The sequence below is a fragment of the Candidatus Njordibacter sp. Uisw_058 genome, from assembly GCF_047730065.1.
Taxonomy (GTDB): domain Bacteria; phylum Pseudomonadota; class Gammaproteobacteria; order Pseudomonadales; family Balneatricaceae; genus Njordibacter.
In genome coordinates, this window is the sequence record NZ_CP159829.1 from 2,668,246 (window position 1) to 2,690,219 (window position 21,974).

General features: G+C 41.0%; 21 protein-coding genes. 8 read left to right on the forward strand and 13 right to left on the reverse strand.

What is annotated here, in order from left to right:
- The first annotated feature begins 370 nt into the window (after positions 1–370).
- Together ABXT59_RS12565 and ABXT59_RS12570 are read left to right on the forward strand one after the other, a co-directional pair.
- Entirely contained in the window at positions 371–1,207 is an 837-nt protein-coding gene (locus ABXT59_RS12565; RefSeq protein WP_443636486.1) for a DUF4214 domain-containing protein, read from the forward strand.
- 231 nt (positions 1,208–1,438) lie between these two features.
- Positions 1,439–3,148 carry a DUF4214 domain-containing protein gene (locus ABXT59_RS12570; RefSeq protein ID WP_443636487.1) on the forward strand — a complete coding sequence of 570 codons (1,710 nt, stop codon included), beginning with the start codon at positions 1,439–1,441 and terminating at the stop codon, positions 3,146–3,148.
- A gap of 89 nt (positions 3,149–3,237) precedes the next feature.
- Here the strand turns inward: ABXT59_RS12570 and ABXT59_RS12575 are convergent, their stop codons facing one another.
- Together ABXT59_RS12575 and ABXT59_RS12580 are read right to left on the reverse strand one after the other, a co-directional pair.
- Positions 3,238–3,843 (reverse strand): hypothetical protein, encoded by a 606-nt coding sequence (locus ABXT59_RS12575; RefSeq protein WP_443636489.1) that lies wholly within the window; start codon positions 3,841–3,843, stop codon positions 3,238–3,240.
- A 148-nt stretch (positions 3,844–3,991) separates the two neighbouring features.
- Complete coding sequence (locus tag ABXT59_RS12580) at positions 3,992–5,491, reverse strand: DUF4214 domain-containing protein (RefSeq protein ID WP_443636490.1); 1,500 nt, start codon at positions 5,489–5,491, stop codon at positions 3,992–3,994.
- Positions 5,492–5,827: 336 nt separating this feature from the next.
- On the opposite strand from ABXT59_RS12580, the gene ABXT59_RS12585 reads away from it, so the two are divergent.
- A complete protein-coding gene (locus ABXT59_RS12585) occupies positions 5,828–6,118 on the forward strand; it encodes a hypothetical protein (RefSeq protein WP_443636491.1) in 291 nt (96 codons plus the stop codon).
- A gap of 6 nt (positions 6,119–6,124) precedes the next feature.
- On the opposite strand, the gene ABXT59_RS12590 is transcribed toward ABXT59_RS12585, so the two are convergent.
- Positions 6,125–6,697: a hypothetical protein gene (locus ABXT59_RS12590; RefSeq protein ID WP_443636493.1), complete on the reverse strand. Its 573-nt coding sequence runs from the start codon at positions 6,695–6,697 to the stop codon at positions 6,125–6,127.
- A 201-nt stretch (positions 6,698–6,898) separates the two neighbouring features.
- Here ABXT59_RS12590 and ABXT59_RS12595 point away from each other — a divergent pair, with 201 nt between their 5' ends.
- The 3 genes from ABXT59_RS12595 (at position 6,899) to ABXT59_RS12605 (ending at position 11,001) form a co-directional block, all read left to right on the forward strand.
- Positions 6,899–9,544, forward strand: a complete 2,646-nt coding sequence (locus ABXT59_RS12595) for a DUF4214 domain-containing protein (protein WP_443636494.1) — start codon at positions 6,899–6,901, stop codon at positions 9,542–9,544.
- 281 nt (positions 9,545–9,825) lie between these two features.
- Positions 9,826–10,413 carry a hypothetical protein gene (locus tag ABXT59_RS12600; RefSeq protein ID WP_443636495.1) on the forward strand — a complete coding sequence of 196 codons (588 nt, stop codon included), beginning with the start codon at positions 9,826–9,828 and terminating at the stop codon, positions 10,411–10,413.
- A gap of 99 nt (positions 10,414–10,512) precedes the next feature.
- Positions 10,513–11,001, forward strand: coding sequence for a toxin-antitoxin system YwqK family antitoxin (locus ABXT59_RS12605; protein ID WP_443636496.1), 489 nt, complete (start codon positions 10,513–10,515; stop codon positions 10,999–11,001).
- A 367-nt stretch (positions 11,002–11,368) separates the two neighbouring features.
- Here the strand turns inward: ABXT59_RS12605 and ABXT59_RS12610 are convergent, their stop codons facing one another.
- Complete coding sequence (locus ABXT59_RS12610) at positions 11,369–11,935, reverse strand: fasciclin domain-containing protein (RefSeq protein WP_443636497.1); 567 nt, start codon at positions 11,933–11,935, stop codon at positions 11,369–11,371.
- A 400-nt stretch (positions 11,936–12,335) separates the two neighbouring features.
- On the opposite strand from ABXT59_RS12610, the gene ABXT59_RS12615 reads away from it, so the two are divergent.
- Positions 12,336–12,908 (forward strand): hypothetical protein, encoded by a 573-nt coding sequence (locus ABXT59_RS12615; protein WP_443636499.1) that lies wholly within the window; start codon positions 12,336–12,338, stop codon positions 12,906–12,908.
- A gap of 340 nt (positions 12,909–13,248) precedes the next feature.
- On the opposite strand, the gene ABXT59_RS12620 is transcribed toward ABXT59_RS12615, so the two are convergent.
- The 3 genes from ABXT59_RS12620 to ABXT59_RS12630 all read right to left on the reverse strand — a co-directional run bounded on the left by ABXT59_RS12620 (position 13,249) and on the right by ABXT59_RS12630 (position 15,526).
- Positions 13,249–14,145, reverse strand: coding sequence for a fatty acid desaturase (locus ABXT59_RS12620; RefSeq protein ID WP_443636501.1), 897 nt, complete (start codon positions 14,143–14,145; stop codon positions 13,249–13,251).
- Positions 14,146–14,274: 129 nt separating this feature from the next.
- On the reverse strand, positions 14,275–14,715 hold the full coding sequence (locus ABXT59_RS12625) for a BLUF domain-containing protein (RefSeq protein WP_443636503.1): 441 nt from the start codon (positions 14,713–14,715) through the stop codon (positions 14,275–14,277).
- Between the two features lie 280 nt (positions 14,716–14,995).
- The gene (locus ABXT59_RS12630) at positions 14,996–15,526 is read right to left on the reverse strand and encodes a DUF4864 domain-containing protein (protein ID WP_443636505.1); all 531 of its coding nucleotides are present in this window, start codon (positions 15,524–15,526) and stop codon (positions 14,996–14,998) included.
- Positions 15,527–16,081: 555 nt separating this feature from the next.
- Here ABXT59_RS12630 and ABXT59_RS12635 point away from each other — a divergent pair.
- A complete protein-coding gene (locus ABXT59_RS12635) occupies positions 16,082–17,029 on the forward strand; it encodes a metallophosphoesterase (RefSeq protein WP_443636506.1) in 948 nt (315 codons plus the stop codon).
- A gap of 82 nt (positions 17,030–17,111) precedes the next feature.
- Here the strand turns inward: ABXT59_RS12635 and ABXT59_RS12640 are convergent, their stop codons facing one another.
- The 6 genes from ABXT59_RS12640 to ABXT59_RS12665 all read right to left on the reverse strand — a co-directional run bounded on the left by ABXT59_RS12640 (position 17,112) and on the right by ABXT59_RS12665 (position 21,960).
- Positions 17,112–17,981 carry a DUF6279 family lipoprotein gene (locus ABXT59_RS12640; protein ID WP_443636508.1) on the reverse strand — a complete coding sequence of 290 codons (870 nt, stop codon included), beginning with the start codon at positions 17,979–17,981 and terminating at the stop codon, positions 17,112–17,114.
- Between the two features lie 209 nt (positions 17,982–18,190).
- On the reverse strand, positions 18,191–18,448 hold the full coding sequence (locus ABXT59_RS12645; protein ID WP_443636510.1) for a hypothetical protein: 258 nt from the start codon (positions 18,446–18,448) through the stop codon (positions 18,191–18,193).
- A gap of 400 nt (positions 18,449–18,848) precedes the next feature.
- Entirely contained in the window at positions 18,849–19,235 is a 387-nt protein-coding gene (locus tag ABXT59_RS12650) for a DUF4149 domain-containing protein (protein WP_443636511.1), read from the reverse strand.
- Positions 19,236–19,266: 31 nt separating this feature from the next.
- Positions 19,267–20,001, reverse strand: coding sequence for a HugZ family pyridoxamine 5'-phosphate oxidase (locus ABXT59_RS12655; RefSeq protein ID WP_443636512.1), 735 nt, complete (start codon positions 19,999–20,001; stop codon positions 19,267–19,269).
- A gap of 499 nt (positions 20,002–20,500) precedes the next feature.
- The gene (locus tag ABXT59_RS12660; RefSeq protein ID WP_443636514.1) at positions 20,501–21,436 is read right to left on the reverse strand and encodes a DMT family transporter; all 936 of its coding nucleotides are present in this window, start codon (positions 21,434–21,436) and stop codon (positions 20,501–20,503) included.
- A 74-nt stretch (positions 21,437–21,510) separates the two neighbouring features.
- Positions 21,511–21,960 carry a hypothetical protein gene (locus ABXT59_RS12665; protein WP_443636515.1) on the reverse strand — a complete coding sequence of 150 codons (450 nt, stop codon included), beginning with the start codon at positions 21,958–21,960 and terminating at the stop codon, positions 21,511–21,513.
- Positions 21,961–21,974: the final 14 nt, after the last annotated feature.

A 21,974-nucleotide genomic window follows, 5' to 3' on the forward strand; every position in this document is an offset into this window, starting at 1 on the left:
AAAGGTCTTTAAACAATCATAGGTGAAAAAACCCTGATAGAAAAATTGAGGATTTCGGTGGATATAGAAAAATATAATAATTCCTGTCTATGACTCATCAACCATATAAAAAGTCGCAACCAAGTCAAAATTAAAGCCCAAAAAGCAAGGTTGGGGAATCAGGACATGCTCGAAAAGCCTAAAGATATGCTCTCATATCAGTAGATTATGTATAGTTTGGGGAGAATTAGTGATGTTATGAGAGGCCCCAGACTCAATCTTAAACCACTGATTCAACAGCGAAAGTGATATTTTTTTAATGTTAGGGTGGCTATGTTACCTTAGTAATTAAGGTTTTAGACACTGATACTCAGTCAAACCAGATGAACAAGTGAGGAGTATTTATATTTCAATCATTAATGGATCAAGTGGTGATGATACTCTAAATGGCACATCCAAGGATGATGAGGTTTTTGGGTCCGCTGGAAATGATACTATTTTTGGCCATCAAGGTAATGATACTCTAATAGGGGGACAAGGGGACGACTACTTGCATGGGGGTCTGGGCAACGACAGCCTGCGTAGTGGTTTTGGGGAAGACTTACTATATGGTAATGAGGGTAATGATTTGTTCTACCCTAGCTATGGATCTGACTCTATTTATGGAGGACCAGGTCTCGATCAGGTTATTTATGAATCTGTCATGGCTCAACACAACTTAGTCAACATTAGCCCTGCTCACTGGAAACTTAGTGAATCTGGATATACGAGCACTGATCATTTACAAGACATAGAACGTGTGCAGTTTGTTGATAAATCAGTTGCCTTGGACATCAATACTGGCGACGTGGGTGGTAGTTGTTACCGTCTCTATAAAGCGGCCTTTAATCGATCACCAGATCATAGTGGTTTAGGCTTTTGGATTGACCAAATGGACATGGGAATGCAGCTTTCTGAAGTGTCTTCTAGATTTATCGATTCACACGAGTTTAAGGTCCTCTATGGGGACAGCCCTTCTAATAATATCTTCCTAACTAACGTCTATACGAATGTTTTAGGTAGAGAGCCTGATTCTGGTGGCTTTAATTGGTGGTTAGCTGAACTAGAAAATAATGTTACAAAAACTTGGACAAAAGTCTTAATGGACTTTTCAGAAAGTCCTGAAAACCGAGAAGGTGTATTGGCTTTAATTGCTAATGGTGTTGAATATGATATTTGGATTGCCTAGTTTAGATGGTAATCCCCTGTAAAATAACTGAGGTCAAAAGTAGAATTTCTTTGTAAACTGTGCGAAGGAAACCCGCACGAAGAAACCATGATATTCGGACGGCCAAATACTGGCTATCAACAGGCAACCTGAACATGGTGTGCCTATCCTGGAGCTATGCCATCAGCATGGCATGAGCAACGCGTCATTTTATATAAATATTTACAAATCTCAGGATGAAAAGCTAAATCAATGAGTGCTGATAGTTTAAATAAACAAACCTACTTAGTATCAGGCCAACAGACTGAACTGACAACGGCTTCTGGAAAATGGTACGTTGACGCACTATTTAATAACAAGTACGGTCAACCACTAAGGTGGATTAGCGATCCATATCTGACCGAGGAATACTCGGTAAACGCTTCTACAGTTATCAGTTATAGTTTTCCAGGATTGAACCAATCCTCTGCTTTTTTTAACTATACAGATGATGTTGGAGAAATTACTGCCACAGCATTCACTTCCCAGCAGGCTATAGACACTCGCAGTGCGCTTGAGGAAATAAGTAAATACATAAACGTTACATTTGTTGAAGTTACAGAAGCAGAGGACAACGTTGGCACCATCCGATTTGGTATCAACACTATTACAGATGAAGCCGGCAATTATAGGGCGGGTATTGTAGCAACTGCTGATCCACCGAGCAGTTTACCAAGAGGCGGAGATGTTTGGTTCAATAAACAATTTTCAACAAGTGGGAACTTTGCCAAAGGACTAGTTTCTGGTTCAGAAACTGGGGTTGCAGATGTTACAGTTCTTTATCATGAAATCTTCCACGCTTTAGGACTCGAACATCCTAATGATAATAAAAATATCCTGTTTCAAGAGGATAAAAACGATCGTGAACATACTGTTATGGCTGGGGAATACTCTATTGAAGGTCTGCCATCCTACTACTTTAATGGAACTGACTATTCAGTTGCTGCGACACCAATGGTTTATGATATTGCTCCACTGCAACATTTATATGGCGCAAATCCACTTTATAATATGGGTGATACCACCCATGTCTTTGATCCTGAAACACCGTTTGTACAAACACTGTGGGATGCATCTGGGGAGGATACGCTAGATTTCAGTAATTTTAGCAAGAACAATGACATTAACCTAAATGGTGGGACAAATTCGACTGCTGAAGGAAACAGTAATTGGTCCCAAAAAAATATTTTAGGCTTGGCATATGGTATTGAGATTGAAAATGCTTATGGTGGTTCTGGATCTGATACATTAACTGGAAATTCCCTTGGCAATATTCTCAAAGGTAATTCTGGAGATGATATTATTTTTGGCAATGCGGGTGACGATACCATCTTTGCAGATGGTGGCTCTGACACTATTAATGGAGGAACTGGTTTAGACACCATTAAGTACACCCTTACACAGGCCAATTACACGCTAGCTTTGGGCGAAAGTAGCTCTACAGTGACAGAGATAAGCACCGGCGCTAACGATAGCTTTAGCACCATTGAACGGGTTGTATTTTCTGATAAAGCGGTTGCGCTTGATATTGGCAGTGGCGAAGTAGGTGGCAGTTGCTATCGCATTTATAAGGCGGCGTTTAACCGCACACCGGATGAAGGTGGTTTAGGATATTGGATAGGACAGATGGATTTAGGCAAGACCCTAGTAGAGGTATCAGCGGGGTTTATTGACTCTGATGAATTTAGAGCTTCCTACGGCACTAGTCCGAGTAATGGCGAGTTTCTCACTAAGGTGTATAACAACGTACTTGGTCGCGACCCTGACAGTGGTGGCTATGATTGGTGGGTGGATCAATTGGCCAATAACCCAGAAAAAACTTGGGACAAAGTGATGGCAGACTTTTCTGAAGGCACAGAAAACCAAGCTAATGTCTTAGAGCTGATTGGGAATGGGGTACAGTACGACTTGTGGGTAGCCTAGGCTTCGCACTCCTACTAGAATAGTTATTAGCACACGATTAGCTGTATCTCATAACTATTCATTTATTGGACTAGGTGACCCAGTAAAAACTATTCCCAACTATCAACGTCCTTTTGAATGCTAGAAAATTCTTTAACGCCATCAATCAAACAATATTCCATAACGTCACCAACTACTGTCCCACTTAGCTTAGCTCGATTAAAATAAGCCTGGAGTTTACCTTCCTGATCTTTAGTTACAGATTTAGAATTCGCAATCCAGTAAATAACATGAACAAGCGCTTCTTTATGCTTTTTATCTAGCCTAAGTATGTTGGCCAATTCTTTACTAACTCCGGCATCGAGGGCTGTTGACTCTGCCCCACTTTTACCCTCATTAGTCGCAAATTTACCAAAAAGACTCTTTTGCTGCTGAAGGAGCCCCCAGGCCTTTGCATTGTTCTTTTCGCGCATGGCAAGTTTAGCTTCAGCACCTTTTTCAGTGGCTAATAGTAAATAGTCTTCACCTGCTTCCACATCAGACACATGTTTCTTATTGGCAACGTCTTGTAGTTCTTTAGTAGCATGGGGTTCGTGCTGCTTATCTTTTTGCTGAGATTGTTGAGGATCCTTTTGTGCTGCCATATATTCTTTCAAGCTTTTCCACAAAAGAGTTAGTACCACAACAACAACCAAGATATAAAAAAATTCATTCATAATAATTAAGATCCATAATAAGTTCGCCAGAGGCTATTGTAATTTGGATAACAAAAGTTATCCACAACAACAACTTTCCCGATTTATATTTTCCTAATAATTAATGTGAACAGTTCATAATATTCTAGTTTACTTATTCCTAGCAAGCCTAAGCTACCCATAGATCATACTGAACACCATTACCAATCAGCTCTAAGACATTAGCCTGGTTTTCTGTGCCTTCAGAAAAGTCTGCCATCACTTTCTCCCAAGTTTTTTCTGGGTTATTGGCCAATTGATCCACCCACCAATCATAGCCACCGCTATCAGGGTCGCGACCAAGTACGTTGTTATAAACTTTAGTGAGAAATTCGCCATTGGTAGGATTGGTGCCGTATGAAGCTTTAAATTCATCTGAATCAATAAAACCCGCCGATACTTCCACCAAAGTCTTACCTAAGTCCATCTGCCCTATCCAATATCCTAAACCACCTTCATCAGGTGTGCGATTAAATGCCGCCTTATAAATACGGTAACAACTACCACCTACCTCGCCACTACCAATATCGAGTGCAACCGCCTTATCAGAAAATACGACCCTCTCTACGGCACTGAGGCTGTCATTAGTGCCTGTGCTTATCTCTTTCACAGAAGAACTACTCTCACCCAAAGCTAGTGTGTAATTGTCTTGTGAGAGGGCGTATTTGATCGTGTCTAACCCGGTTCCACCATTAATAGTGTCAGAACCGCCATCTGCAAAGATAGTGTCATTGCCTGCATTGCCATAGATAGTATTGTCCCCATTATTGCCAGTAATAGTATTGTTAAGCTCATTTCCATATAGCTGAACTGCTAGCACTGTCTCTGTAACGCTTTCAAGGCCTGTGTATGTTGAAAAAACATATGGCGTTTCTGTGGAAAATAATGCCTGAATTAATGTTTTGTCAGGTATAGAATAAACTTTAGCAAATGTATCCAAGTAAAGCTGGTGTGCCAGAGGCAGTTTGTCTGCAATATCAGATGCTGTTCTAAGGGTAAATTCTTTATTGTTGTAAGATTTATCGACAAATTCAACGTATTCCCATTCAGCTAAAACCAGCCAGTATGAAAATTCTGTCACTATCGTTTTCATATACGTTTCGGGATGGCTATCAATCAGAAATGCATAAGATGAAACATCATAATAGCCACCATCAATTGCTTGTTGCATGGCTAGATTAATTGATGACGAAGAATCTGCCCATTTCCACTCTGGAAATATAAGGTTAAATCCTATGGTCGTTATAGTGTGCAACAAATGCTCTATAACTTCATTTGTTTGAGATGCAGCAGTCCTTGACGTGGTTTCCCAAATATAATCAGTCAGGTTGTCTCGGTAATTGCCATTGGATGGTATAGATGGAATATTTATACCTCCGCCATAGTATGCAGGGCTTTCGACCCCAACTCTTTGGTATACATAATTACTTTGTAGGGTTTCTTTAACAGTAGTCCTCATCTCAATATCTATGAAAGCATTCATAGCAAGCATAGCTTCATATGTAGCTGCAACTTTTCGTATAAACGAATTTGAAATGTCATCTAATACGAAAATACGTAAGCCATGGCTGTCGATATATCGATTAAACGGCATGTAAAATGTGTCTTCTATAACCGTAAGATCGGCCATCTGATATACCTTATATGGATTGGGTAGTTGTAATGCTTGAACAATCTATGTGAGTACCCTAGATTGAGTGAATAATTCTATATCTAAGACCTCAAGTCATTAATAATATTATAATTAATCGACGACCTTATTTATAGCATCGGTGCTTTTTAATTACTTTATTAAAAACATTATTGAGTCTTATTATGAATAGACACCTACGCAGAAATGCCTACTGGATGGAGGCTTTATTGATTCTATTACATAAGAAATTAGAGCAACACACCAGAAACCTAGCGGTAAAGTACACATTAATATAAACTTAAGAGCGATAATGTAGCTATTAAGGGTGTATTAATGCACGAGTCAAATATACAAAAGTTTGCTAAAATGATGCAAGTTATCCGAGGCATGGAAGCAGACATAGGTATAGGAAGCTTGAGCAAGACCGATAAGGCAGTGTTCACAAGTATTGCTGACCTGATCTCTCTCAGCGGCAAAGAAGTTGATGTCAAAGACATCGCACTGCATCCCGATTTGATCAGCATGCCAATGCCAACTTTATATAAGTGCTTACGCGATTTACAAAACAATGGGTTACTAGAAAGGGTTGGTCATAGGAGGTCAGGCCTGTACAAGCTAGCCTGACTAAGGCTAAAGATTTATTTTAACTTTTGTGAGTCCAATCGCTTTCACTATAAGCAGAGCAATAAAGAACAGCGCTAGGGTTCCTAGTACATCTCCCACCATATAAGACAGCATAGTTTGAAGTGCATTCTCAGGTAATATTTGTGACTGCAAGACAATGTTGTGCAGCACCGAATTAAACACAGAAGATACAAAAGCAACGAGCAGCAAAGAGCGCCATAGGTTCTTGCTCTTCATATTCTTCATCTTATACATGTCCAAACCACATAGCTTAAACAGCTCAAATGACGCATAGCAAACAATAGCGGTAATGAAAATAACCGTAGGATCAGCGCTGCCACGAATCAACAAATCAGCAAAAATAGTAGCAAAGAACAGATAAGGAATAGACCACACACCATACAGCCAAGTGACAATGACTCGCACACCATGTGGCAAAAAGAGTAATGTGGCGAAAGGTGTGATTTCTGGAAGGTACGTATGTTGGATCGGATCAATAACCGCAACTACAATTGAAGTACTCGCTATAAATGCAAGCAAAACTATACTAAAAGCCACTAGATGGGATTTAACGTCCATGCTTTATCTCTATCACTTTTGCTAAAGTATATTAGGCTGAAGGAATAATATCCACTTAGCTCTATAATTTCAGATTATTTACTATAAATTGACAAAAAGACTATTGAATTTTTTATTATATAATTTTATAGTTGTCAAAATAAGGGAAAACTAATTAATGCTAAATAACATAAAATAACTAACACGATAAGGTGGGTCACGATGGCAGCTGCAGCTTCAGAAAAACAAGTACAAGAATTGTTCATCGCGTATTTTGGTCGCCCTGCAGATGCTGGTGGACTGGCTTTTTACGCTAATGCTTTGGATTCGGGCACGCAAATAGTTAATGATATTGCATCAGGCTTTGCTGGCTCTGATGAAGCGGCAGCTGTGGTTGCTTTAGAAACTGAGAGATACGTAGAATCTGTATATAGCCAAGCGTTTGGCCGTGAGTATAATCCACAAACCGATGGTACGTTCTGGGTCGATTCAATTGAATCGGGTGCTTACACTAAAGAAATTGCAATGCTTTCAATACTCAATGGTGCAAGTGGATCTGATGCCACTGCAGTTGAGAACAAAGGAAAGGTTGCCGCAACATATTCTGCAGCACAAAAATCTGATAAGAAAGATTATTCAGGTTCAGCAGTCGATGCGGCTAAAGCAGTGCTATCTGCTGTGACTGCTGACGCAGAAACATTGACTGCTGGAACTTCTGCTGCTTCTAAGGCTATTGATGATGCGGCCCCTCTTGATGATGCGGGAACAGCTGTCCTTGTCTCTGTTATTGCGACGGCTGAGGCTGAGGCTGCTGCTAAAGCTGAAGCTTTAGCTGTCGCTGCTACTGCGACTGCTAGCGCGGCCGCTACCAAGGCTGGTGCTGAAGCTACAGCCGCTGCGAACACTGCAGCCAAGGCTGCTCTTGCCGTAATTGCTGCTATCGCTGGTGGTGACGCCGAATCTATAGCTGCGGCTAGAACTGCCGAAACGGCTGCTGCAGCATTGGTGGCTGCCACTACCTCTGCCGTCGACTCTGCAATGAAAGTGGCTACTGCTCAACTTGCTGCCAGCACTGCGGCTAAAACGGCTGCACTTGGCGCTCAGAATGCCTTTAGCCTTGCCACTATATACAGTGACGCTGTAGCTGCAGGTGACGCAGTGCGTATAGAAGCGACTAAATTAGATCAGGCTGCCGCGTCTTTATATTTTGATACGAGTTACGATACATATACTAATAATATTGAAACTGTGTCTTTTAGAGATTCTGAGTATAAAAGTTTTGCTGCTGATGCCGCCGCCGCCGCCGCTGCTGTAAATAATGCTGCTGACACTGCCGCAGAGGCAGCCACTGCTTTTGTAACTGCCGCTATGACTACTGGTGATGCCGCCGCTACTGCCGCAGCTATTGGTGCAGTGGCTGCTGCCATGGCTGCCGTCACGGCGGCCGAAGCATCCATTGCGCCTATATTAGACCCTGTAGCCATTGCTATAGCTGCTCAAGCGGCTCGCGTTGCTGACCCCAATTATGTGGATCCAGCACTTGCAGACCCTAATTATATTGATCCTGTTGCTGGTGCAATAGCCGCTGCTGTTGCCCGTGCTGCTGATCCATCTTATGTTGATCCTTATGCAGCTGCTGCAGCTGCTGAAGCTGCTCGAGCAGATGCTCGTGCTGCTGATCCTGACAATTATGTTGATCCTTATGCAGCTGTTAGAGCTGATTTTGCTTCACGTGGAGAAGTATATATTAGTCCTGATGAAGCTGCCTCTGCTGCTCATGCTGCTGCTTTTCCTGATTTTGTTAGCCCTGCTCGCGCTGCCTTTTTGGCAGGAGAAGCGGCTAAAGCAGCCGCAGGCAACGTGGCAGCTGCCGCTGCTGCTGCTATAGCGGCCGCAGGTGGTGTTGTTGATCCCAATGCAGCCGCGGCTGTGACAGCTGCTCTAGGTTTATTAGGTGGTGCAGCTGCGGTGGCTGACCCTAATTACGCTGATCCTTATGCAACAGTTAGGGCTGATTTTGCTTCACGTGGGGAGGTTTATTTCAGCCCTGCAGAAAAAGCCACTGCTGCATCTGCCGCCGCGAGCATTGCTAGTGCTGCTCTAATTGATCCTGTCGCTGTTGCTATGGCTGCTCAAGCTGCTCGCGCTGCTGATCCCAATTATGTTGATCCAGCCCTTAATAATCCTGATTATGTTGATCCTGTTGCTTTTGCTATAGCCGCTGCCAATACTAGGGCTAGCGCTGTCAAATCTGCCCCAAACTCAAACCGCTTTGAAAGTGAAGCTGATGCAATCACCTATGCTCAAAATAGTGGGCAAGGTGCCCTGAAAGTGAGCAGTGATGGTGCAATCATTAATCAATATGGTGAGACGATGGTTTATGATTCATCTGGAAACTTAGCGCCAGCTTCTAGGGCAACACCTGTTGCGGATAATTCCGTGGCTGAGGTCGCCACTGCTGCTGACCCGAGTGCCACATACTCAAGCCGCTTTGAAAATGAAGCTGATGCAATCACCTATGCTCAAAATAGTGGGCAAGGTGCCCTGGAAGTGAGCAGTGATGGTGCAATCACTAATCAATATGGTGAGACGATGGTTACTGATTCAGACGGAAACTTAGCGCCAGCTCCTAGGGCAACACCTGTTGCGGATGAAGCTGCAGCTAATGCTGCTATAGCTGATTCCAGAGCTGATGCTGCTGCTGCAGCATTAGCTGAGGCAATGAAACTTCTTAGTTATAGCGTCTCAGACATTGGAACGTCATCTACTGATCTAGCTCCTACTCCTTTTGCAACAGCTGAGTCATCTGCAAGCCTTCAAGTGTTGGGTGTACCTGAGTTTAATCTTTCGACCGACTTATTTATTTAGCATTACAGTGACTAAGTTGGAAACAACAAGCTGTTGTGGTCAGGCGGTCTATGCAAGCATAAAGGCACCGTTCGCAACAGTCGATGTAACCGCTAGACAAATCCAGTTTGAGTAAGTAGTAGGCCCAAGCTACCCATAAGTCATACTGCACGCCATTAACAATAAGCCCTAAGACATTAACTTGTTTTTCGTGGTTTGGATACTAATAGATACTTTGGTAGTAGGGTACGGTTAAAAAAGAGGGGTTTTAAACATCAAATCTATTTTGGTATAGTCCTCTAATGAAACCAATCAACACACTCCTAACCATACTTTTCATATCGCTTCTGTCGTCTTCTGGTTGGAGTGAGTCTGAAGTTCATTTAGTAGAACTTAAGTTACTTAATAATTTAGATGATAAAAGAGGGTTTTGTATTGACATTAAAGGACATAAACTTAAAGCTAAAATAAGTAGGGGAATCCAGGCACATTCATGCTACTCGTATCAAGGAAAAATTGCTGTCGATCAAGGTTTAGATGCTAATAGGTTGAAGCAAAAACAATTATTCTTTCCTTATTTTGATGTTTGTGTGCATCCAACTTCTTCTAATAATCCTTTGAATTTAAATCTTATAAAATGTAGGAATACACAAGAATTTGTATTTATTGAAGACAACACAATACGTTTCAAAAATAATAAGAACTTATGTCTTACAGTTGCAAAAGGAAATTCAAGACATGGTGGAGGTGGGTCACCTTTACATTTAATAAGAAATTTATCTATGCAAACATGCGATGAACAAAAGTCTATTTATAAAAGTTGGGGTATAAGGGGTTTTAAAAAAGGCAAGATTTTTACGGACAAAATATTAAAATTTTCGTCAAATTAAAGACCATACCTAATCTATATACCCCCAATGCTTCTCAAGATGATGAAATCTTACAATAAGATAGTGGTTTAAAATAAATAAGATTATATCGTTAGACTAATGAAACCGATCAACTCTTTACTAGCCATGCTCTTCGTATCACTTCTGTCGTCTCCAAGTTGGAGTGAAACTCTCAGTGATTTAGTGTTTCGTGATGGTCTTTATTTCAAGAAGTTCACTGATGTTCCATTCACTGGGAAGTTAACTGGGAATCCTCAAGGGTCATTCAAGAACGGTCAGAGAGAAGGTGCTTGGGTTCATTACTATGAGAACGGTCAGTTAGAATACAAAGGTAACTATAAGAACGGTTATCAAGAAAATTCTTGGATTGGTTACTATGAGAATGGTCAGTTATATTACAAAGGTAACTTCAAGAACGGTTGGTTAGAGGGTGCTTGGGTTTGGTACTACGATAATGGTCAGGTGAATAACAAAGGTAACTACAAGAAAGGAAAGAGAGATGGTGCTTGGGTTTATTATCGTGAAGACGGAACTGTATCTAAATTAATGACAGGAACCTTCAAAGGCGGTGTGAAGATCAGTGATTAAGTGAACATTAAGCAGATTATAGGTTAAAGCAAGGTCGAGTGTAAAAAGCAAAACCACTCTATCTTGTGTCTGTCAGGCTAAAACAGTTACACCACTAACCAATCCCACGCCCGCCCCCATAAAAATTTCAGCATACAGCCTTGCTTGAGTAGGGCTTTTGATTGGGCGTAAACTCAAATCTATGCCAGAAACTATAGCGATAACTGGGGCTAAGCATACGTCTGCTAGTAAAAATCTTTTTCACATATAAGATCTTTTTGCTTCAGCAATGAATCGTACAAAAAAGACGTAAGCGTTGCCCCATAAAATAACGTTGTTAGACAGTTACTAATAATCGATCGTAGCACCATTGAAGGTGATTTTTTGTCTAGCTTTTTGGTAGCAAAACATTATCAATGACGTGTATTACACCATTTTTCTGTGGCACGTCCGCAATAGTGACTGTAGCCACATTACCATTTTCGTCTGTAAATGTGACTTTATTGTAGTAGTACTTTGCAGTCAGTATACATCCACCTACAGTCCCTAACTCAGCCATCCCTCCATTATCAGCAGCCATCTTGATCACATCTGCAGCCATCGCTTTCGCTGCAACCACATGGCAAGTTAATATGGTCTTTAGCGTCTCAATATTTTCTGCCTTTAATAACGTATCAACAGTGCCGGCAGGTAACTTAGCAAAGGCTGCGTTAGTAGGTGCTAAAACAGTAAATGGCCCAGCACTTTGAAGAGTTTCTACCAAACCCGCAGCAGTAACTGCTGCAACCAAAACAGCAAGTTCGTCTGAGGCTGAAGCGTTCTCAACAATAGTTTTAGATGCGACCATTTCAGCACTACCGACCATAACTCCATGCGCACCGGCAATAGCTTGTGCAGCTGCCAGAGTCATTACAGATGCGACCACAGTTTGAGCAATATATTTCTTTAAATTCATTTGTTTTCTCTTTATAAAATTGTAATAACAGATTCGATTGGCTATTAAATCTATTATAGTTAGTAAAATAATTAAACAGTAATTCATATCTGTTTTGGCGCCATGCGTCATTGCGAAGCGCTTTTTCGCAACGAATAAGAAGTATAAATATTCAGGTGTCAGGGTGGGTGTAAAGACTGAAAAGGAATGGGGGGATAGTGCTGATTTCGCGTAAAGAATTACCTATATGGGCATTTCAACACTTGATCGGGGTTATGGCAGGCTAACAAAAACGACATCGCTTGAAGTTAACGCATCCTTAATGCATAAGAAAATACAGCTGGTGGCTTATAACGCTACAGTTTAAGATTAGCTTATAAGATTTTATGGCAATAGCAGATGGAGGTGCGGCTGATAAATCATGACTTCAGAACAACGGATTATTTACATAACGGGCCGTGGTGGTGATGCTGGAAAAGGTTTAGGAGCATACTTAAAGACCATTGACCCTCATCGTATAGGTCTTTCAGTTAACAGCATCTTTTTGTCATTGCCGTTTGACCAACAAATATCAACCATTCACGATTTGTTACATAGGTTTGATGGCCCTAACACCAGTATTATTGCTAATTCCTATGGTGCTTACTTGTTAACGTCTTCACTCATTGATAAGCCTGCAATAGCCAGCCAGGTGTTACTTTTGTCCCCTTTGCTTGGCTTAACTTTAGAAGAAGAAGAACAGATGTTCTATTCGAGGCCACCTAATCAGCGATCTTGGTCAGAGGCACTAGAACAGGGCAGGATGAATAAACCTAGTTACTTGGAAGTGTGTGCTGGAGAATCAGATGGTGGGGCGTGCAGCCCAACTGTGGTAATGCAGTTTAGTGAGCTAATAAAAGCTGACCAAGTGCAACTAATTCCAGAACAGGGGCATCAATTAACAAGCACTGTTGTCCAGTTAGTTGTTGGGCTATTCTTAGCACAAGCTGGTTAAAGTTTTACGTAGACGGATTGCATTTCTGGTACACGCTTGGGTACACGTAAATTGATTTATATAACAAAAATCAGATTATACAGACATATAAGGCGTAGTTTCGACTCCCCCCATCTCCACCACATAGAAGTACAAAAAGGCAGCGTTTCAAATATTTGGAGCGTTGCCTTTTTAGTTGTGTAATAAAATAACCTTGAATATTGGAACATACCGCCTAATTCACAACTATTAATAGACATGTTGCTAAACAAAAGGGCTATAGCGTTTGCCGTGGGTTTTCTCAACAATGGGAATGGACGGGCCCCCTTTACAATCCTCCACAATGTAGCTTTTACCTACGTTATTTTGCTTTGAGTTGCGCCGTGTATTTGCCCATAAAGCTGGCGTAGCTAGATTCAGTATGCATTAGTTCTGGCTGCATGATCTTATGCAGTTCAGGTAGTTTGTGGAACGGCACCGAGGGATAAGTGTGATGCTCGGTGTGGTATGACATATTCCACGCGATAAACCGCACCATCTGATTGGTGGAAGTTGTGCGGGTGTTGTCGAACATATTTGCCACCGTTGGGCATAGTCCATGTTCTGCCAGAAGGTATAAGCGTAAGAACGGCTGTCCCAACAATAAGGGAAAAATCCAAATCCAGAATAATGCTGTAGACCCAAGAAATAGTGCGCCACACAAAATCAATGAATAGGCCAAAATGAGTAAACGGGATTCTTTGACAATACGGGCCTCGGCCTTCTTTGGCAGAAAGTCGGCACTGCAATCACCCGCTGCATTCTGTACGAGTATTTTGAAATGGCCAATCCAGGTTGGAACACCCGACATATGCTTGACGAAGCCCAACCTAGTTTTGGGTTTTTCAGTCGCCAGTTCAGGATCTTTTCCTAGAATCTGTGTGAAACGGTGATGTGCGAGGTGAAAATATTTAAACCATGTGGATGGCAGGAAAAGCAAAAAACCACTCACCCGCGCCGCCATGCCATTCAACCAAGGGGTTCTAAACGGCGTCTGATGCACGGCTTCATGCAAAAGGGTAAACAAAAAAACGATCACAATACCTTGTGGTATCAACAACAGTTGCCAAAAGGGTAAACCCAAGTAGATAGCAAGCCCAAACGCAAGAATCAAGCCCCCATGAAAAGCAAGGCGCACCAGCCCTGGCCCATCAAGGCGTTGCGTAAGATTCTTACGCGTTTCTTTTGAGAGGCTACCAAGAAAACCCTGATGATTCATGTTTTTATCCAATTTGGTAGGTCACGTAACCCAATCAATCTGTCAGAAACTTTCCAATGATTTTTGATCTGCACTTGGCCAATAATGTAAACCTTTAATAAGGTGGGATTTATTAAGATAAATTAGCTATTACGCACCTTCGGGATCAAGAAACTGATCAAGGTCTCTGGACAGCTCCACAAAAACCTCAAGCGCTAGGTCTGGTTGAAGCTTATCAACCAAACCATTTTTGATATCCTCTTTTGACCAATGCATATGCTCAAGATCTTGTGGTCTCATTTTCCAGGACCCAAACAATCTTCGGTCAGTTAAATTTACCCTTAATATTCTAATATCAGCATGTCTGTTATCAATTTTTATTCTATTAAAAGTCTCGTCTAGTTCTTGAACGGGGCCTTCTAAAAATTGCATATAGAGCTCTACTCCAAAAATAAGTAAGCCAGTTACTCCACTTTTTGAATTATATTTATGTGACGATGCCAAAATTTCATCAATCGTATTATCTTCCAATGCCACGGGTTTAGATGTGTAAATTATTTGTTTGAGCTTTTGTTTTTGTCTGTTTACCATTTTAGGATCCCCTCAGCTTAAAGGTACTGAACTATAAAAAGCTTGGCTTTAGTTCATCTTCTGAAACTGGTCGATACCCAATAATATGGTAGCTTCTAAATCTGAATGTTCCAACCTATTGCTTAAATTACTCTTAGTGAAACTATAGTCAACCCCAACAAGCGAGCTCCACATACTTCAATTAGATACCGACTGAAAAATATTAAAATAATTCGATGGCCAGTAAAGACAAATAATAAGGCTGTTGGTTAGTAGAAAACTATCTTCAACTTTGAAGGTTTCAGACACTGATGTCTGTAATGTTCAGAAATTGTACACCTGAAATTTTCCATCCCCTTGGGGTCTGCGTTACAAAATATCTTAAATAGTGGGCAGTGCCAGCAGCATCAAAAATTTTCACATCTTGAGTGCGCCCTAAAGATGTTTCTCTGTGTTCAAGAAACGTCACTCCTGCAGATTTCCATACCATTGGGTAACTGCGCTGCACCATTGCACCAAAATTTTGTGCTGTTCCAAACATTGAACGTATTGAGGAACTGGCGTAGGTAAATGCTCGATTCACATCACCCTCTAAAAACGCTAGGAATTGACCCTTGATGGTCGCCTGCACATCTTCTTTTGGACCAGCGGTGACGGCTAAAACCAAAACAGAATATGCATCTGGGGCAGAGGCATGGTTAGAGATCGTTTTAGATGGGAATAGTTGAGCACTGTCAGCCATCATTGCATTTGAACCAGCAAAGGTGTGAACGGCTAAAAACGTTATTGCAGATGCAACCAGAGTTTGGGCAATGGATTTTTTTACACTCATTCGTTTTCTCTCTATATCATGTTACTAACAGACTTAACTTACGACTAAATGAACCAAATTTGACAATACCACTTAACAGGGCTTTAAAGTTGGGATGCCGCTAATTTTTACGCTTAAAACACCCTAAACATGATACACCATTACATGTATTCAAGAGTCAGGTTGGGTGCACATGCTGAAAAGGAATGCAAAGATATTACGAGTTTCGTGTAACAAATTATTTTTACTGCGCCTAATACCTAGGGCACACGTTGGTTTTAGAGGAATAGTATGGGGTGAGCACAAGTACAGGGGGACCGTAAGAGTTTAAAAATAGGCTTAGTTTTATGTATCATAGGGCACAGAACGCCACTTTTGCTCATCTAGATTGTGACCGCAGGTTTTAACAGAAATCTGATAACGTTTGGCTTTACGGACAGCTTGAATCAAAGGTTGATCAGGCTATTTAGAGCTTTATTGGGTGTTAATGTGCTGACTAGCCGAGTCAGCATGCATTACAATTGAGGCTGAAATTGAGACTAAAATTGATATTTTGATTATCCAAGGAGAAACGCATTGAAGTCTGCCCACTACGATATTATTGGCGATATTCATGGCTATGCAGACAAACTGCATAATCTACTTGAAAAGCTGGGCTATGAAAAGACGGGGGGTGTTTTTGGGCATCCCACCAGAAAGGTGGTTTTTTTAGGTGATTTTATTGATCGAGGCCCACAACAGAAACAAGTCTTAGATACGGCCATGGCCATGGTCAATAATCACAAAGCTTTAGCCGTTATGGGCAACCATGAACTCAATGCACTCGCCTACCATACCCTAGACCCCAACACACCCAAAGATGGACCTGAGCGTCACTTGCGGTGGCGCACTAAGAAAAGCACCCAACAGCACCAAGCGTTTATAGATGCCTACGGCACAGACCCCAAAAACCCTGAGCTAAGCCGGGTATTGGACTTCTTTTACTCTCTACCTTTATGGCTTGAACTGGATGGGCTAAGAATTATTCATGCCTGCTGGCACGCTGAATCTATTGAGTATTTAGCGAGTTTATTAAACCAAAACCACACACTTTCAAAAGAACTGTTAGTGGCGGCCATCCCACCAGGCTCGCCCGAGCATGACGCCATCGAGTTAATATTAAAGGGGCCCGAAACAAGGCTTCCAGATGGTGGCCGCCATACTGACAAGGAAGGAACACAGCGCAGTCATGTTCGTCTGGCATGGTGGATGCCTCCAAGTACACCTTGGTCAGCTGCAACCCGCCCCCCTAACATTATTGCTGGGTCACACGGTGATACGCTGGTGCCAGCTGAAGTTGGTCTGGGATACTCATTAGAATTACCCCCTGTATTATTTGGCCACTATTGGTTTTCAGGGCAGCCATCACCTTTAGCCCCTAATGTTGCTTGTTTGGACTATTCGGTGGCAAAAGGTGAAAAACTGTGTGCTTACCGCTGGTCTGGTGAGTCTGTACTGTCTGAGAACAACTTTGTCTATGTATAAATCTAGGCTTTGTTCCCTGTACCGTGTTGAAGTTTATGGGGCAGTTTAAACGCCTATAACCTCGTAAAACTAAGCTATGGTGCTAAGGTCGATCACTTAAATCACGGAAATCATTGATGTAGCTTTTTAGTTTTTTAACGAGTTTACTGCGCTGTTGGTTAGTTAATGTTTGGTTTAGATCAAATAACAACTGCATTATCAGGCGTTTATTTTTCTCAATAACGCGACGATAGCTAGCGGACCTGAGTTGGTCGGGGTTGGCAAACAATACCATTAAGTTATTTTCTAGTTGCTGTTTATTGTGGCGTTCAGCTAATACTGTCTGCATTCTAGTGCGCCATTGAATAGCTTGGGCCAGTGACAACTCTTTGGTTGGTTTCATGCTTAGCGCCCATTGTGCAATTAAGGATTTTTGGTCCTCATTTAACTTGCCAATGACGCCGACGATTTTTTTGCTTACATAGGCTTCACGCTTTTTTAAAGTTCGTGCGTTAGTACCCTTTTCAATCTTTTTTGCATCATCGCCTTCTTTTTCAATTAGCATCTCAAAGAAGTCGTTAACTTGTTCATCATTTAGATTTGAAATAATGTCTACGGTAGCAGGTAGGGTTTTAATAACAATTCGCTGCCAGCTGTCTCTGAGGTTATTATAGGATTCCTCCAATTGCTCAACCGTTATGCCGCTCTTTAGTTCTTTGGAGAGTTTTTCTAACTGGTCGGCGTATTGGGGCAGTTCCTCACTACGATGCCAATCAATTAGCTGGGAAATCTCGTCTTTAACCAACAGGCGTTGGTCTCGGGTAAATTTAACATAATCTTTTAGCTCCCAGTACAACCCCCAATCTAGAAAATCATAAACGAGTTTAGTGGTGCATCCGCTTGTAGACACACTAATAACCAGCACTGCCAAGAGAGCACGCAAAGCCTTGTAATTCAGCTTTAGTATTCTCATTAATTAAATTACCTTTTAATTATCTTTTATTTGTTTGTAACTTTACTCACTTTCGCGCTGAGCGCATCACATTAAGTATTGTCTTCGAGAAGGGCACTGCTAAATAGACTTATCACCCTTACCCATAAAGCCTCCATCAGATCTAACTCAACCATTATATTCCACCTCACAATAACCTACAATTACAAGAAAATAACCATCAGAGGAGATCATAAAATATACCGCTTTAGTGGCTTTTTAGGCCAAATGAGGTAACCCATCAGGCCAAAGATAATGGTCAAGGCAAAGTATTCTTTCACTCCATTTTTTATTGCTATCGCTAAAATCACAATAGCAATAAACCAACACGCTGCGGACATTATAAAACGTATCACTCCAAAACTAGAAGCCCTGGCAGCAGCCCTCTTCCTCGAAATGGATAACTGTTTATTATACTCCGCCACTTCCCCATCTTTAATATGTTGCAATTTATATTTTCCCTGTTGAGTTCTATCGTCGCCCTGCTGAATTTATTCAGCCAAAATTAATTCGTTTGCAGATGAACGTTAGGATACATAACACATAATGCTTTAGGACTCGCCTACTCACCCCCAGACTCAAATAGCGTTCTAAAACATGAGCTTTGAAGTATTTTTTTCAATGGCAACTTTTCATATGCCTTTTCGTATATTTTTTGCTCTACCAGCTTTTCAAGTGAATTTTAAAAGTGCCTTCACTTCCATTACTCACTCCTTTGATAATATCTCTGTCACTTGCCTCTAATAATTATGTATTTTTAAACACCCTTCAAAGCATTTACATAAGTCTCCAAGCCATCCTAAAGTTGTGATAGAAAACTGGCATGTCACTGTTAGGGTTAGGGTTAGGTTATACGAATGGACTTGCCAAGTTAATTAAAAGCATGGTCACAGTCATTAACACACTGATGTTATGCAGGCGTTTAAAGGCCTTTTCATTTTGTTCATCACGCATCTTATTAGTCATAGGGATTAATGAATAAGCAATCGCAGCAAGCACGCCAGTGGCTCCTCCAATGTAGGCTTGCATATGCATGTCTGAAATTACTGCACATATAATATTGAGTAACCCTAAAGTCGCTAAAATGATAAAAAATTTAGGGAATACCTTTCGTAAAATTGGGCCTGCTCCGTCTGGCCCCAATCCACCAAACACAGTGGGTGCAATAATAGTAGTTTGAAATAATATAATCCCAACTGACATACCACTAAAAAGTAACGGTAGATTAGTTAACATGTGTAATCCTTATCATTTTTGGGTTTTAGCCCTAAGTCGTTTCAAAGGCACGATAGGCTTTTGCTTGCTTTATTAAGGCCACACGAACGTCTTGTTCATGATAGCAAGGCTGATTAAAGGGCATGAAAAATTGCGCTTTTTCAGATGCAATAAAATAGCCATCAGTGCACAAAGCTAACATTTTTGCATTAGGGTCGATAATACTAAATACTCCATTTAAACCGGAGCAAATGACATTAGAATGGTCTTCATTCATATGTTCAATTATTGCCTCCTCACTATCATGCCAATCAGGGGTTGCTGCTGTCCAGTGCGTTGTATCTAACCACCCAATTTGACCAAAACCACCAATCCATCTGGCCTTTAAAATCTTTAACCTATAAAAGTGAAATCCATGTATGTAAGAGTATTTTTCACTTTCAGGTAAAAATTTAAAAAATCTGGCTTGGCAATTTTGAATGTCTTCGCTGGAAATTCTGATTAGATCTCCCATTAAACTTAGTCTGGAACTGGCCTGCTTATCCCCTTGATCATTAACTGAGGATAAAGTTACACAGGCTTTGGAGTCGTTGAGTATATTTTTTGTATGCTCTGCGATATCACTGGCGTAAATAAATAGCTCTCTATTGCTATGTGAGACAATAGTTACAAAGCTTCCAAAAGGGTAGCCATCTGTACTTTTTGACAGGGTTGATAAAATCGCCGTATTACTAGACCTGAAAAGATTAACCGCATCCAGTTCGTATTGGGTGTTAGATGTATTCATAATTTATCATAATTAATTGATAAGGTTAGCTAGGGGAGAAATTCCTCAACAAAATGCAATTGATACAACTTAATAATGACTCATTTATTAGAGATTGTAAATGATAATGATTCTTATTACTAATTAAAGTGGGTATTACAATAAGTTTAAGATGCAGATGGCGTCTAGTGAAACATTAATTCTTTAGCAAAGTGCCACATAAATCGCCTTTTTTAAAAGAGGTTTGTTAAGACCTAAACTATTTTATTAAAATCTATTTTCCATTATTGATGCGTCATTACGCATCTCACTTGGCAAGAGTTTTACATTAATATTGGAAACCAAAGACGTCTGCACTGCTTAAGAAACTACCTACATGGACACGAGCTTCAAGTGTTAATATTGAAACTCAAAATTAACCTCTTTATCTTATTAAAAACGATTATGGGGGCTTTTAAACCTTCAACATTCTCAAGAACCCTTATCAAGTATGGCGCCTTTCGAGGCTCTCTAAGTCGGTTCAGACTAATTGCTCTGCAGATGGTTTTTGGGGTGCCAGCACAATCATAACCCCAGCAAAAATAATGAGTAAAATACCAATCGCACTTAAATAATTGGGGATAATACCCCAGAATAACCAACTGAACAGTCCAACCGAAATTAGGTAAGCATATTCAAAAATTGCTGCATAGCTTGTTTGAGCTAATTGGTATGCTCGGGTCATCAAAGATAAAGCTGTTGACGCTAAAGCGGCGATTAAAAACATCCACAGCCAAAACGAGCCATCAACACTTTGCCAACCCTGAAAAAGGAATGGAGCCTGCTCCACTAAATCAGGTGCAACCGGGAAATAGGTTAGCAATGTGGTAATGACAAACCCACATAACCCTATACTCACGATGAAGCTCATGAGGATGGCTAACGAACTTTCCTCACGCAAGTAGTGATAGGTAATTATTGAGCCTAATGCATAGCAAGCACCAGCCATCATAGGCATTATCTGATAAAAGGTGAAGCCATTAGCACCGGGCTGCAAAACCAATAACACACCACAACTTCCAATAATGACTGCAAAAACTTTGCGCCAGCCAATGTGCTCTTTGAAAAAAATGGTTGAAAAAATTAACACAAAAATAGGTGAAGTGAAAAGGCCTGCACCTGCTTCTGCAATTGGCATCATGGGCATGACACCAAAATAAAGAAGCATTGATGTCACCATAAAAAAGGTTCTGATCAGTATTGGTTTCCAGTATTTGGGCATGACAGAAAGTCCAAATACTTTGCCCAGCCCAAAGACCATAAACATGGCAATGAGTGAACGACTAAAGTGAAATTGCCCCACACTCACTTGATTGGAAACGAGCAAAGTTAGATTGTCAGAAAAACCAAAAATAGAGATCCCAGACACTAACAGGATTGCACCACGAGTCGCGGGCGTAAACTTTTCTAACAACACACACCGCCTTAGTTAAAAATATAGAACACAACTAGCAAGGGACATTGTGATTCAATGCAGTTTTTGATCCCACACTACTGGGCTTTAATTTGGTAGCGGTTCGATTTTAGACAGTTGCAGTTGACTGCCAAGAAGCTATCAAAAGACCCAGGACTCAAACCAACAAATGTTTTGCAACTACCAATAAGAACCCCATCGTAATCAAACGACTTTACCTGCACATAGCTGATGTAATTGTCCGTACCATTGATGATATTACCCATGTAATGCCTGCCTTGTAGACATCGAAAGTTATTTATTAGTAGGTCTTCTATATTGGTTTTAGCCACCGCAGTTCCAGGACTGGTATGCTTATCAGCTGAACATGAAAGCCCCCGGTCTTTGGCAGCCTTGCGGTATTCGATAAGTTCAGGATCTTCTGATAATCTGCATAAAGTTTTGTCCGACCAGTTTGACCAATGGGACTCACCCAAAACTACCGGGGCTAACAACATAATCAAAACTGCCGTAACTAGACGCAACATAATATATCTCCAAC

Excerpts from the sequence above, each read along its gene's own strand:
- ABXT59_RS12570 (WP_443636487.1), top strand. The coding sequence starts at position 1,439 with ATGAGTGCTGATAGTTTAAATAAACAAACCTACTTAGTATCAGGCCAA.
- ABXT59_RS12575 (WP_443636489.1), bottom strand. The coding sequence starts at position 3,843 with ATGAATGAATTTTTTTATATCTTGGTTGTTGTTGTGGTACTAACTCTT.
- ABXT59_RS12580 (WP_443636490.1), bottom strand. The coding sequence starts at position 5,491 with ATGGCCGATCTTACGGTTATAGAAGACACATTTTACATGCCGTTTAAT.
- ABXT59_RS12585 (WP_443636491.1), top strand. The coding sequence starts at position 5,828 with ATGCACGAGTCAAATATACAAAAGTTTGCTAAAATGATGCAAGTTATC.
- ABXT59_RS12590 (WP_443636493.1), bottom strand. The coding sequence starts at position 6,697 with ATGGACGTTAAATCCCATCTAGTGGCTTTTAGTATAGTTTTGCTTGCA.
- ABXT59_RS12595 (WP_443636494.1), top strand. The coding sequence starts at position 6,899 with ATGGCAGCTGCAGCTTCAGAAAAACAAGTACAAGAATTGTTCATCGCG.
- ABXT59_RS12600 (WP_443636495.1), top strand. The coding sequence starts at position 9,826 with ATGAAACCAATCAACACACTCCTAACCATACTTTTCATATCGCTTCTG.
- ABXT59_RS12605 (WP_443636496.1), top strand. The coding sequence starts at position 10,513 with ATGAAACCGATCAACTCTTTACTAGCCATGCTCTTCGTATCACTTCTG.
- ABXT59_RS12610 (WP_443636497.1), bottom strand. The coding sequence starts at position 11,935 with ATGAATTTAAAGAAATATATTGCTCAAACTGTGGTCGCATCTGTAATG.
- ABXT59_RS12615 (WP_443636499.1), top strand. The coding sequence starts at position 12,336 with ATGACTTCAGAACAACGGATTATTTACATAACGGGCCGTGGTGGTGAT.
- ABXT59_RS12620 (WP_443636501.1), bottom strand. The coding sequence starts at position 14,145 with ATGAATCATCAGGGTTTTCTTGGTAGCCTCTCAAAAGAAACGCGTAAG.
- ABXT59_RS12625 (WP_443636503.1), bottom strand. The coding sequence starts at position 14,715 with ATGGTAAACAGACAAAAACAAAAGCTCAAACAAATAATTTACACATCT.
- ABXT59_RS12630 (WP_443636505.1), bottom strand. The coding sequence starts at position 15,526 with ATGAGTGTAAAAAAATCCATTGCCCAAACTCTGGTTGCATCTGCAATA.
- ABXT59_RS12640 (WP_443636508.1), bottom strand. The coding sequence starts at position 17,981 with ATGAGAATACTAAAGCTGAATTACAAGGCTTTGCGTGCTCTCTTGGCA.
- ABXT59_RS12650 (WP_443636511.1), bottom strand. The coding sequence starts at position 19,235 with ATGTTAACTAATCTACCGTTACTTTTTAGTGGTATGTCAGTTGGGATT.
- ABXT59_RS12655 (WP_443636512.1), bottom strand. The coding sequence starts at position 20,001 with ATGAATACATCTAACACCCAATACGAACTGGATGCGGTTAATCTTTTC.
- ABXT59_RS12665 (WP_443636515.1), bottom strand. The coding sequence starts at position 21,960 with ATGTTGCGTCTAGTTACGGCAGTTTTGATTATGTTGTTAGCCCCGGTA.